At 33.8% G+C, this 11,270-nt stretch carries 9 protein-coding genes; 7 read left to right on the forward strand and 2 right to left on the reverse strand.

Translation table 11 applies throughout. The features are described 5' to 3' along the window. The first annotated feature begins 190 nt into the window (after window positions 1-190). Window positions 191-1,384 (forward strand): enoyl-ACP reductase FabV, encoded by a 1,194-nt coding sequence (gene fabV, locus RT228_RS17550; protein WP_006258680.1) that lies wholly within the window; start codon window positions 191-193, stop codon window positions 1,382-1,384. A gap of 63 nt (window positions 1,385-1,447) precedes the next feature. On the opposite strand, the gene RT228_RS17555 is transcribed toward fabV, so the two are convergent. Next, on the reverse strand, window positions 1,448-3,904 hold the full coding sequence (locus RT228_RS17555) for an ATP-binding protein (protein WP_006258679.1): 2,457 nt from the start codon (window positions 3,902-3,904) through the stop codon (window positions 1,448-1,450). Between the two features lie 367 nt (window positions 3,905-4,271). On the opposite strand from RT228_RS17555, the gene RT228_RS17560 reads away from it, so the two are divergent. After that, window positions 4,272-5,087, forward strand: a complete 816-nt coding sequence (locus RT228_RS17560) for a hypothetical protein (protein ID WP_016648876.1) — start codon at window positions 4,272-4,274, stop codon at window positions 5,085-5,087. A gap of 61 nt (window positions 5,088-5,148) precedes the next feature. Here the strand turns inward: RT228_RS17560 and RT228_RS17565 are convergent, their stop codons facing one another. Continuing rightward, a complete protein-coding gene (locus RT228_RS17565; RefSeq protein WP_006258677.1) occupies window positions 5,149-6,288 on the reverse strand; it encodes an acyl-CoA dehydrogenase in 1,140 nt (379 codons plus the stop codon). 234 nt (window positions 6,289-6,522) lie between these two features. On the opposite strand from RT228_RS17565, the gene RT228_RS17570 reads away from it, so the two are divergent. The 5 genes from RT228_RS17570 to RT228_RS17590 all read left to right on the forward strand — a co-directional run bounded on the left by RT228_RS17570 (window position 6,523) and on the right by RT228_RS17590 (window position 11,124). Next, window positions 6,523-7,611 carry an anhydro-N-acetylmuramic acid kinase gene (locus RT228_RS17570; protein ID WP_073144368.1) on the forward strand — a complete coding sequence of 363 codons (1,089 nt, stop codon included), beginning with the start codon at window positions 6,523-6,525 and terminating at the stop codon, window positions 7,609-7,611. A 346-nt stretch (window positions 7,612-7,957) separates the two neighbouring features. Next, window positions 7,958-8,677, forward strand: a complete 720-nt coding sequence (locus tag RT228_RS17575) for a MotA/TolQ/ExbB proton channel family protein (protein WP_006258675.1) — start codon at window positions 7,958-7,960, stop codon at window positions 8,675-8,677. After that, the gene (locus tag RT228_RS17580) at window positions 8,677-9,072 is read left to right on the forward strand and encodes an ExbD/TolR family protein (RefSeq protein WP_006258674.1); all 396 of its coding nucleotides are present in this window, start codon (window positions 8,677-8,679) and stop codon (window positions 9,070-9,072) included. The genes RT228_RS17575 and RT228_RS17580 overlap by 1 nt, the downstream gene beginning before the upstream one ends. Before the next feature lie 2 nt (window positions 9,073-9,074). Further along, complete coding sequence (locus tag RT228_RS17585; protein ID WP_313139149.1) at window positions 9,075-9,890, forward strand: energy transducer TonB; 816 nt, start codon at window positions 9,075-9,077, stop codon at window positions 9,888-9,890. A gap of 16 nt (window positions 9,891-9,906) precedes the next feature. After that, on the forward strand, window positions 9,907-11,124 hold the full coding sequence (locus RT228_RS17590) for a bifunctional folylpolyglutamate synthase/dihydrofolate synthase (RefSeq protein ID WP_006261800.1): 1,218 nt from the start codon (window positions 9,907-9,909) through the stop codon (window positions 11,122-11,124). The last annotated feature ends 146 nt before the right edge of the window (window positions 11,125-11,270 follow it).

Consider the following 11,270-nt stretch of genomic DNA (forward strand, 5'->3'; position numbering starts at 1 on the left):
TACGCTTATGACTTTAATGGCTGTTGGTGATACCCGATATCATGTGTGTTTTTATCTCATAATTAAAGTTTCTTGTTGAAGATGAGGAATTTGTAGATATGTTATTTTATAATAATAAATATGTATTGTTGTGATAAAATGCGTAATTTGCAACTTGGTTTAAATTCAACTAAGTAGAAAAAGATTTATAATGATTATACAACCTAGAACTAGAGGATTTATTTGCTTAACTTCTCATCCAGAAGGATGTGCAGAGAATGTAAAAACGCAAATCGAATATGTTAAGTCTAAAGGACAAATAGTAAACGGACCTAAAAAGGTATTAGTAATTGGAGCTTCTACAGGATTTGGATTAGCTTCACGTATTTCTGCTGCTTTTGGTTCTAATGCAGCTACAATTGGTGTGTTCTTTGAAAAACCAGGTACAGAAGGTAGACCAGGTACAGCAGGATGGTATAATTCTGCAGCTTTTGAAGAGCAAGCTAAACAGGCTGGTATTTATGCAAAGAGTATTAATGGAGATGCTTTTTCTGACGAAATTAAGAAAGAAACTATAGAGCTAATTAAAAAAGACTTAGGTCAAGTAGATTTAGTTGTTTACAGTTTAGCTTCGCCACGTAGAACTCATCCAAAGACTGGTGTAGCTTATGCTTCAGTATTAAAACCTATCGGAGAACCTTTCACTAATAAAACAGTAGACTTCCATACAGGTGTTGTATCTAATATTAGTATTGATCCTGTTAAGGAACAAAGCGATATTGATAACACTATTGCTGTAATGGGGGGAGAGGATTGGAAATTCTGGATTGAAGACTTAAAAGCAGCGGGTGTTTTAGCAAATGGAGCTAAAACAGTTGCTTATTCTTATATAGGACCTGAATTAACTTACCCTATCTATAGAAATGGTACTATAGGTATGGCTAAAAATGATTTAGAGGCTACGGTACCAGTAATTAATGATTTACTTAAAGATCTTAATGGTGTATCTTATGTTTCTGTAAATAAGGCTTTAGTTACTCAATCAAGTTCTGCTATCCCTGTTGTTCCTTTATATATTTCATTATTATATAAAGTAATGAAAGAGAAAAATATTCATGAAGGATGTATTGAGCAAATGCAACGTTTATTTGCTGATCGTTTATATGGAGGTAGTTTAGCTTTAGATACAGAAGGACGTATTCGTGTTGATGATTGGGAGATGAGAGAAGATGTACAATCTGCAGTAGCTAAGTTATGGGAAGAGGTAACTTCAGAGAATATCGAAGCTATTTCTGATTTAGCTGGATATAGAAAAGACTTCTTCAACTTGTTTGGATTTGAGTTTGATTCAATTGATTATACATTAGAATCAGATGAGCTAACAACAGTTGCTAGTTTGAAATAATAGACAAGATTATTGTTATATATAAAGCCCCTTAATATTCGTATTAAGGGGCTTTTTGATTAGTTATTCTTCTAAGTGATTCTGTTTTATCTGAGTAAGTATTAAGTTTATTTTATCTTCCAATACCTCAATATAGTTTCTTAGTTCAAGTTGAGTTTCGAAAGTTATTGTTTTATCTTCTAGTACTTCTAGAAGAGGTATAATGGATGTAATTTCAAGTTGTCTGAACATAGGTAGCATTTTATGAGCTATATTTCCAATTTGTTCTAAGTCAAAATCTTCTTCAGCATAATGCATGTCTAATAGGTTCTCTTCTGTACTTTCTATAAAGATTACTAGAAGGTTCCTTAAAGCATTAAGATCATCTCCAATAAATTGTTTTAGTGTATTCGTGTTATAAGTAGCACTTATTGTTGTTTGATTATTAGCGTCTTCAATGTTCTTTTCTTTAGTTCTAGAACTGTTTAATTGATAGTCAAGATTAAGAATATTAGAAATTAGAATTAGTAACTCTGTAAGCTGTAATGGTTTTGGGTGCGCAGAAGCAAACCCTGCTTGAGTGAATTCTTCCATTGTAATATCTCTTTTACCAGAAAGTGCTATAACAGGAATGGTCTTAAAATCAGTATTTTTCTTTAAATGACTTATAAGCTCAAATCCGTCCATCTTAGGCATCTGAATATCACTAAGTATCAAATTGTATTGATCTTCTTTTAAAATAGCTTCTATGGATGTAGGATCGAAAGTTACAGTGACTTTATTAAATAAAGGAGAAAGAATCTCTTCCATCAATTGTAACTGTACTTTATCATCATCTATAACAACTATATTTATCCTATTAAGAGATTGGAATACAGATTGTAAGTCATTGGTGTGTACAATTATATTGGTGTCTTCTTCAGCTTCTATAATAGGTATTGTAAAGGTGAAGGTAGATCCTTCATTCAATATACTCTCTACATGAATAGTTCCTCCTAATAATTCAATCATTCTTTTAGAAATATTAAGTCCTAATCCAGTACCTCCAAATTTCTTTTCTATTCCATCATGAGCTTGTTGAAACTCGTTAAAGATATTCTTAGTTTGGTTAGCTGCTATTCCTATTCCAGAATCAGAAACTTTAAAGACTATATATTCTTTTTCTTTCGTAACACTAACATTCACTCCTCCTTCTTGTGTAAACTTGATTGCGTTAGTGACTAAGTTTGTTAGTATTTGCTTTATACGATGCGGATCTGAGACAAAGTTGCTATTTAAGCTATCTTCAATTGACCAATTTAATTTTATGTTTTTGTTCTCAGCATTAGGCACTAGTATATTACATGTGTTATCTACTAGTTCTTTAGGGTTGAATGCTTTCTGTTGTATACTTATTTTGTTGTTCTCTAATCTAGAGAAATCTGTTAAGTCGTTGACTAAATTTGTGATATACTTAGAAGAAGACTTAATGTTGTTAACGTACTTCTGTTGTTTGTTATCAAGGTTTGTTTGATCTAATAAATCAGTAAAACCAATAAGTCCCCCTAGAGGAGTCTGTAAATCATGAGTTACTGTAGCGAGCAGCATAGACTTACTGCGCAGTAGCACTTCATTCTCTTTATTTAGTTTTTCTAATGCATTTCTGTATTCCTGTGTTTGATTGATATCCCTAATGATAATCCACCCTAGTATTAAAACTACGATTAGTGCAGTCCCTCCGATATACGCGATATTGGTAGAAGCAGCGCTAATTCTAGATTTTGACTCATTGATCTTTTGATAAGATAGTGTAAGTATATTTTGTTCTACATTCTGTAGGATACCTCTTAGCTGATCAGTGATAATCTTGTTTTCTTTCAGTAAACGTTGTTCTTGGTTGAGCAAGTTGTTTTGTTTGTCATTGATTTTCTCTTGTGTAGCGATAAGGATACGCTCCATTGCATTGATAATAGAGTCAGATATACTAGGATAGTTAATAGTTGTTTTAATAGTATCAGTATGATCTCCTTTGAATAACCTTGCCCAACCACTTCTTTTCTCCTTTTCTTTACTTTGGATTACGATAGGTTGTATGTTTTTCTCTATTTCTTCACGGATATTGTAGATTTCAGAGAAAGCCTCAGTGTATTTGTTTTCAGCAGAAAGATCTTTTCTAGCTTTGATAATGTTTTCAAAACTGACTTTTTTACGAGAAAGTAGGTCTTTAACAGAGTCAAGCTTCACTACTGTAATAGGATCTTGTACATGTGTTTGTACCAAGTTAATTTGCTTAACGATGGTGTCGAGCTCTTTATAATAGAGCTTGATATCTTTACTATTACCACTCAGAATAGCTGTTCTACTATAAGCTTCACTACTGTATAGGTTATTGATAGCACTAGTAACTAAGAAGATTTTATTATTTTCTTCAATTACATGCTCCTCAGGAATAGTAAATTTTTTAGCCTCTTTATAAATATACGCTCCAGAGAATAATGCAGCTGCAAATAGCGTAAAGTATAGAAAGAGAATCTTCGCTTTTATAGATTTAGGTGGCTTCATGTATAGATAAAGTTTGGTGTAAAATTACAAAAGAGAGTTCAATGATTGTGTTAAAAGCAATAGTCTTTGCTAAAGTTTATTTTTAACTGTTTTTGTTTAAGTATATCTTTTTTGGTATTAATGTTGTTTTTTGTTTTGTATTTAACTTTTTGTTTGTATTTTTGGTTTAGGTGATTAGCGGTGTTTATTGCCCTTTAAGTAGAATCGTACAGATTAAATTATATGAAAAAGAGAAAAGAAAATTCTCACGAATCAATGTTTAATACGTTTTAAACAAAGACTTACTATTTACAGTAGGTCTTTTTTTGCTTATAAGGTATTTGTTAATCTTAAAAACGCTATTTTTACATAACGTAAGTAAAAGATTATGAGTACGGTAAAATATTATTATAGCCCTTTTCATCCTAAACAAAGTGATGCTAAAATCATGTTGTTTGCTTTAGGAGTAAGTGTATTCTTATGTCTAGGAGTTATTGGTAGTTCTTATTTGTTTACTTCTGATTCTAATAGAAAAGATGAAACTATTGTATTTTGTCCCTTACTTCCTCTTCCAGATAGTAATAATGACTTAGCTAACACTGTCGAAGCTTATTATCTATTAACAAGTCCTATAATTGACTATGTACCTGTAGAAGAAATTCCTTTAGGAAACTATTTTGAAGGTCCAAGAGTTAGGTTTAACAACCAAATGCCAGCTGATATTACACAAGTAGGAGTAGTAGGAGGGAATATTATAGAATATGATACTAGTATTACTGATATAACTATTAGCCCTGAGAAAGAAATAATTACAGCTTCTGGTGAAGAAGTTAGTTCTAACAGTGCGGATACTAATATTGAATACATGGAGGAAGAGTATGGTAAACCTTTTTTTTCTCTGATAATAGAAGCAAGTCCATATGAAGGGGAAGACGCTTTTAGAGCGAATGTGATTAATAGACTTAATTTAGATCATTATTTAAATCAAGGTGAGCAGTATCGTTTTAATGTGAACTTTACAGTAGGTATAGATGGTACATTCTCTGATATTGTTATTCAGAGTGTACAAGGATATCTACCACCTTATTTAAAGAGAGATATTATAGCTGTATTTCAAACAATGCCTCAGTGGCAACCTGCTTCTCAGAATGGCAGACGTGTCCCGACAACATTTAAATTACCGATAAAGGTCAATGTACAATAAATAAGAAAAGGCTATTAACACAAGTGGTTAATAGCCTTTTTTTATAAGGATTGAGTAATGCTTATTTAGCAATAGCTCTAGAAATAACGATCTTTTGAATCTCAGAAGTACCTTCATAGATTTGAGTGATCTTAGCATCACGCATCATTCTTTCTACGTGATATTCTCTTACATATCCGTTACCACCGTGGATTTGTACTGCTTCTATAGTAGTATCCATCGCTGTTTTAGAAGCGAATAACTTAGCCATAGCACCAGATAATGAAATATCTTGACCTGCATCTTTCTCAGCAGCAGCTTTGAAGCAAAGCATTCTAGCAGCAGTGATTTGAGTAGCCATATCAGCTAATTTAAATGCAACCGCTTGGTGGTTGATAATTTCAGTACCAAAAGCTTTACGCTCTTTAGAATATTTTAATGCTAATTCGTAAGCACCTTGAGCGATACCTAACGCTTGAGAAGCGATACCGATACGTCCTCCGTTTAATACATTCATTGCGAATGCAAATCCGAATCCGTCTTCTCCGATTCTATTTTCTTTAGGAACCTTTACGTCTGTGAACATTAATGAATGTGTATCAGATCCTCTGATTCCCATTTTTTGTTCTTTAGCTCCGATTTCAAAACCAGCCCATCCTTTTTCAACGATGAATGCATTGATTCCTTTGTGTTTTTTCTCTACATCAGTTTGAGCGATTACGATATAGTAGTCCGCTGTACTACCATTCGTGATCCAGTTTTTAGTACCGTTTAGTACATAGTGATCTCCCATATCTACAGCAGTAGTTTTTTGAGATGTAGCATCTGACCCTGCTTCTGGCTCTGATAAACAGAATGCACCGATTACTTGTCCTGAAGCTAGAGGTACTAGGTATTTTTGTTTTTGTTCTTCACTAGCATATTTTTCTAAACCAGCACATACTAATGAGTTATTTACTGACATAACTACAGCAGCAGAAGCATCTACTTTTGCAATTTCTTCCATAGCTAATACATAAGATACGCTGTCTAATCCGCTACCTCCGTATTTAGGATCTACCATCATTCCTAAGAATCCTAATTCACCAAGTTTTTTAACTTGTTCTGTTGGGAATTTAGAATGTTCATCTCTTTCAATTACACCTGGTAATAATTCTGTTTGAGCAAAGTCGCGAGCAGCTTGCTGAATCATTAATTGCTCTTCTGTAAATTTAAAATCCATTTATAGTCTCTTAATTTTTTAGTTGTTCTAATTTTTGTAGCTCTCAAATATAATTGATTTAAAACAATTATTCAATTTAGATTCTGTTTAAATTTGATGCATAAAATGATTATAATTTATTTTTGGACGAAACAATGTTTGTTATTTTAAAGAACCTGTATTGATAAGTGAATAATGTAATGAATATTGTACTTAAACTTTTGTAGATTATAGTAAAAAACCAATCTTTATACTATGAATAAATACCAATATAATATCATCGGAGTTATGTCAGGTACTTCATTAGATGGAATAGACCTGGCTTATATCACTTTTAATTGTGAAAGTGGTAAGTGGAGCTTTGAGGTGCACTGTACCGATACTGTCGCTTATAGTGCTCAGTGGAAAGAACAATTAAAGAATGCAATCGATCTAGATAGTAAACAAATAGAAATATTAGATGTACGCTATACCACCTATTTAGCCACTGTGATTAATCAATTCATTAAAGATAAAACGATAGAGGATATAGATGCTGTATGCTCACACGGGCATACTATCTTTCATAAGCCTGAGCTAGGCTATACCTTACAGATAGGGAATATGCCTATACTAGCTGACTTAATACAGCAGAAGGTAATATGTGACTTTAGAGTACAAGATGTTCTGTTAGGAGGACAGGGAGCACCTTTAGTACCTATAGGAGATCGCTTGTTATTTAGTGAATACGAAGCTTGTCTTAATCTTGGAGGATTTGCTAATATCTCTTTTGAAGGGAGGCTTAATTATAGATTAGCCTATGATATTAGCGCAGTGAATACCTTGCTTAACGAACAAGTGGCAAAACTTGGCTTAGAGTATGACGATAAAGGAATGCTTGCTTCAGAAGGAACGATTAATGAAGACCTGCTAAGAGAATTAAATGCACTTGATTTCTATAAGCAGTCTGCGCCTAAATCATTGGGGATAGAGTTCTTAAATGCTTATATAAAACCTATTCTTAATAAATATACCTTATCTGTAGAAGATTATTTAGCTACGCTAGTAGAGCATATTGCTATCCAAATTGCAGCAGGTATCGGTGTTAAAGAAGGACAACGTGTATTAGTCACAGGAGGAGGAGCTAAAAATGATTACTTAGTTAGTAGGATTAAGGCATATGCGAAGGGCGTTTTGTTTGAAAGACCTTCTGATGAAGTGATTGATTATAAAGAAGCAATAATATTTGGTTTACTAGGAGTACTAAAATTGAGAGATGAAGTGAATGTCTTAGCTAGTGTTACTGGAGCCAAGTATGATCATAGCTCAGGTAGAATACACGAGGTATATACACAGGTAAATTAGCTTATTCAGAAGAGGAAGATTATGTTTGTATGGAATTGTATACGAGTGTATTAATTAGTAGGTGAACTAGCTGGGATAATGACTAGCATGAATGTTATATAAAGAATATAGCGTTTATGTATAATTATACATACAAAACATTTTATCTTTGAACTCATTTTGAACTATAATGGCAAACGATTATAAAGACAAAATTTCACTTTTTTTGATATTTTGAATATTAAATCTCATTTTTTTTCGTTATCATGAAGTAAATGAGATTATAGAATGAGAATAATCTATATCGATTTTGCACAATATAGAACAACAGAAAAAGACTTTTAAAATTTTAAAACTCAAATTATTTATGTTTCATTTCTTACAAGTGGATACAACAGCAGTAGCACAGAAATTAGCTAATGCAGCAGAAGCTGGAGAAGCAGCCGTTAAAAAAGAACTAGCTCTTAGCGAAATTATCTTTAGTGGTGGGCCAATAGGGCAGGCTATTATGATCATTATTTTTATCATGTTATTTATGGCTCTGTACCTATATTTAGAGCGTTTCTTCGCTATTAAAAATGCGTCTAACATAGATGATAACTTTATGGCTCAGATAAAAATGTTCTTATCTCAAGGAAAGATAGATCAAGCTAAACTCTTATGTGCAAATACTGATACACCTGTATCTCACCTAATCGGAAAAGGTATATCTAGAATAGGGAAACCGCTTCAGGATATTAATATTGCGATAGAGAATGCAGGGAAGCTAGAAGTGTATAAGATGGAGAAAAACATTAATCTGTTAGCAACATTATCTGGAGCAGGACCTATGACAGGATTCTTAGGAACTGTAGTAGGGATGGTGATGGCATTCCATGAGATGTCTACAGCTAGCTCTGCTCGTATAGATATGAGTGTATTATCAGAAGGAATTTATACAGCGATGATGACTACAGTATTTGGATTGATTGTAGGAATTATATCTTATGTAGGGTATAATCACCTTGTGAGTAAGATAGATAAGATTGTACATCAGTTAGAGGCAAATGCAGTAGAATTTTTAGACCTATTAAATGATCCAGCATAATGAATATAAGAGGTAGAAATAAAGTATCTGCAGAGTTTAATATGTCGTCTATGACGGACATCGTATTCTTATTGCTTATATTTTTTATGGTAGCCATTACTACGATGACGAGTACTAATGCACTAGATTTAATACTTCCTAATTCTGATGGTAAAGCTGATGTAGTAGAGACTGTAGCTGTGAGTGTAGATGACCAGTCTAGCTATTATATCAATGAACAAAAAGTGATGCCTGAAGAACTAGAAGAGGGACTGAAAAATAAATTAAATACAATAGAGAATCCTAATGTAGTATTGCATGTCGCTAAAGGTGTTCCTGTAGAGGATGCAGTATTTGTGATGGATATTGCTTATCGCAATAATTATAAGATTGTATTAGCAGTGGAACCAAAGTAGGTATGAAGATATTACAAACAGAAAGTGAAAAAAAGGCTTTTGCAATTACTTCAACAGTTTTTGTGCTTCTTTTTTTGTTGTTTTTCTTTTATAAAATTATAACTCCTGTTCAGGAAAAAGAACCTTATTTATTAGGTGGTGAGATTGCTATTAACTTTGGGAATAGTGAAGTAGGGAAAGGAGATGTACAGCCGACAGAACCTATCGCTATGGAACCAGAGCTTGAAGTAGCTACTCCTGTTGAGACAACAGCTGAGCCTGTTGTTACCCAAAATAAGGTAGATGTTCCTGTAGTAAAAAAAACGGAGGATAAGCCAAAAGCAAAAGAAGAACCTAAAAAAGAAGTTGTCAAACCTAAACCTGACCCAAAACCTAGTCAAAGTACAACTGATGCGCTAGCTAGCCTTATTAATGGGCCAAAGACAGCTGGAGAAAAGTCTGAAGGACAAGGGAACTCTACTAAAGGAGGAGATCAAGGAAAGCTAGATGGAGATATGTACTCTAACTCTACTTATGGTAGCGGTAAGGGGAATGGTAGTGGTAACGGTACTAGCTGGGGACTGAATGGACGTGCATTAGCCAATAGAGGACAAGTAGTGCCTGAATGTAATGAGGTAGGAACTGTAGTAGTGGAGATAAGAGTAGATAAGAGCGGAAAGGTCGTATCTGCACAACACACTAAAGGGACAACGAACTCTGCTAAATGCCTTACAGATGCAGCTATTGCTACTGCCAAGACATTTAGATGGAAAGCAGATGACAACGCACCGAATATTCAAGTCGGATTTATAGTTATTAATTTTAAAGTAGGACAGTAGTCCTATTTTTTTGAATATGAATTATCAAGAAACCTTAGAATGGATGTTTAATCAATTGCCAATGTATCAACAAAAAGGGGCAATAGCTTATAAAGCAGATTTATCCAATACAATAAAACTAATTAATCATTTAGGAAATCCTCAAGATAGCCTGAAGACGATACATATAGCTGGTACTAATGGAAAGGGGTCTACCTCTTCTATGATTGCTTCTATTCTACAAGAAGCAGGATATAAAGTAGGGTTGTACACTTCTCCGCACCTAAAGGACTTTAGAGAGCGTATCAAGATCAATGGGGTAGAGATATCAGAATCTTTTGTAATCGACTTTATTGGACGTAACAAACCCTTTTTTGAAGAGAATTCGCTGAGCTTTTTTGAGATGACAGTAGGTATGTGCTTTGAATACTTTAAACAGGAGCAAGTAGATGTAGCTGTAATCGAAGTGGGAATGGGAGGTCGTCTAGATGCGACTAATGTTATACATCCATTGATTTCTGTGATTACTAATATAGGTAAGGATCACACAGCATTCTTAGGAGATACACTTGAAGCTATAGCAGGTGAGAAAGCAGGTATTATAAAGAAAGGTGTACCTGTAGTGATAGGAGAGTATAATGAGCATACACAACCTGTATTTATAAGTAAGGCAAAAGAGATGTCTGCAGATATCTATTTTGCTCAAGATACCTATATAGACAACGCATTAGTCTCAGATTTAAAAGGAGATTATCAGAAATCTAATATCCGTACCGTAAGACAAGCCATAGAATTACTAAGAAAATCATTCCATATAACAGAAAAAGCCGAAGTAGAAGGGCTTCTTCATGTGGTCTCGAACACAAAATTATTAGGTAGATGGCAAGTTTTAGGTCAGAATCCGAAGATAATTACAGACACAGCACATAATTCTCACGGGTTAACTATCGTGATGAATCAGTTAAAACACGAAAATTACCGCAATTTATACATCGTTTTTGGTGTAGTGAATGATAAAGATCTAGATTCTATCCTTCCTTTATTGCTAAAAGAAGCAAAATATTTTTTTGCTAAGCCAGATAATTTACGCGGGCTAGAACCTGAGATTTTAGCTGCTAAAGCGAGAGAGTTTGGTTTGAAGGGAGAGGTTTGTAGTTCAATACCAAATGCTTACGCAAAAGCGAAGGAGACAGCAGGTGCTGAGGACTTGATATATATAGGGGGGAGCACATTTGTGGTAGCTGAAATTTTATAAAAAAAATATTCAAAAAAGCTTGCAAAGTAAAATCACAGTCGTATATTTGCACCCGTAATCAACAAACGATTACACGTTCTTAAAAAGGAAATGGGCGATTAGCTCAGTTGGTTCAGAGCACCTCGTTTACACCGAGGGGGTCGGGG

The organism is Myroides sp., from assembly GCF_032073645.1.
Lineage (GTDB): Bacteria > Bacteroidota > Bacteroidia > Flavobacteriales > Flavobacteriaceae > Flavobacterium > Flavobacterium odoratimimum.

Excerpts from the sequence above, each read along its gene's own strand:
- RT228_RS17590 (WP_006261800.1), top strand. The coding sequence starts at position 9,907 with ATGAATTATCAAGAAACCTTAGAATGGATGTTTAATCAATTGCCAATG.
- RT228_RS17580 (WP_006258674.1), top strand. The coding sequence starts at position 8,677 with ATGAATATAAGAGGTAGAAATAAAGTATCTGCAGAGTTTAATATGTCG.
- RT228_RS17560 (WP_016648876.1), top strand. The coding sequence starts at position 4,272 with ATGAGTACGGTAAAATATTATTATAGCCCTTTTCATCCTAAACAAAGT.
- RT228_RS17585 (WP_313139149.1), top strand. The coding sequence starts at position 9,075 with ATGAAGATATTACAAACAGAAAGTGAAAAAAAGGCTTTTGCAATTACT.
- fabV (WP_006258680.1), top strand. The coding sequence starts at position 191 with ATGATTATACAACCTAGAACTAGAGGATTTATTTGCTTAACTTCTCAT.
- RT228_RS17555 (WP_006258679.1), bottom strand. The coding sequence starts at position 3,904 with ATGAAGCCACCTAAATCTATAAAAGCGAAGATTCTCTTTCTATACTTT.
- RT228_RS17575 (WP_006258675.1), top strand. The coding sequence starts at position 7,958 with ATGTTTCATTTCTTACAAGTGGATACAACAGCAGTAGCACAGAAATTA.
- RT228_RS17565 (WP_006258677.1), bottom strand. The coding sequence starts at position 6,288 with ATGGATTTTAAATTTACAGAAGAGCAATTAATGATTCAGCAAGCTGCT.
- RT228_RS17570 (WP_073144368.1), top strand. The coding sequence starts at position 6,523 with ATGAATAAATACCAATATAATATCATCGGAGTTATGTCAGGTACTTCA.